We start from the raw sequence: 838 nt of genomic DNA, 5'->3' as shown, positions 1-838 counted from the left end.
AGTCGACGGCTCAGCTCCTCGCCACCACGCAGAACAACCTCTCCACGGGCAAGAAGGTCAACTCGGCGCTCGACAACCCGACCAACTTCTTCACCGCCCAGGGTCTCGACAACCGCGCTTCCGACATCTCCAATCTGCTCGACGGCATCGGCAACGGCGTGCAGGTGCTGCAGGCCGCCAACACCGGCATCACCTCGCTGCAGAAGCTCGTCGAAGCGCCAAGTCGATCGCCAACCAGGTCCTGCAGAGCGCGGTGGGTTACTCCACCAAGTCGAGCGTGACCTCGGCGGCGCTGTCCGGTGCCACCGCCACCGACCTGCTGGGCTCCAGCTCGACGGCGGTGACCGGCTCGGTCGTGAACAACGACAACACCTCGGCCGCGTCGGCGATCACCGGCTCGACCAAGCTGTCGGGCACGCCGGGCACCTCGTCGAACGACCTCGCCACCGGCATCACCTCCGGTGAGACGCTGGTCGTCAACGGCACCACCTTCACCTTCGTCACCGGCACGTCGTCGACGGGCACCAACATCGGCATCGGCGACACCGTCAGCAACCTGCTGTCGGCGATCCAGACGCAGACCGGCGTGACCGCCTCGATCTCCGCGGGCGCGATCACCCTGACGCCGCCGGCGGCCGGATTGACGCTCTCGGGCAGCAGCGGCACCTTGGCCAAGCTCGGATTGAGCGCGGTGGGTGACGGCCTGTCGGGACAGACGCTGACGGTCGGCGCCACAGGAGGTGGCACGGCGACCAGCATCACGTTCGGATTGGGGACAGGGCAGGTCAAGTCTCTGAACGACCTCAACGCGAAGCTCGCAGCCAACAACCTGCAGGCC

General features: G+C 67.1%; 1 pseudogene. It reads left to right on the top strand.

The features are described from left to right. Positions 1-838, top strand: a pseudogene (locus tag BRAS3809_RS24345) (flagellin N-terminal helical domain-containing protein); the annotation flags it as partial.

Source organism: Bradyrhizobium sp. STM 3809, from assembly GCF_000239795.1.
Classification (GTDB): Bacteria; Pseudomonadota; Alphaproteobacteria; order Rhizobiales; family Xanthobacteraceae; genus Bradyrhizobium.
The sequence above is the reverse complement of the archived record's forward strand: the minus strand, read 5'-3'. Positions and strand labels throughout refer to the sequence as shown.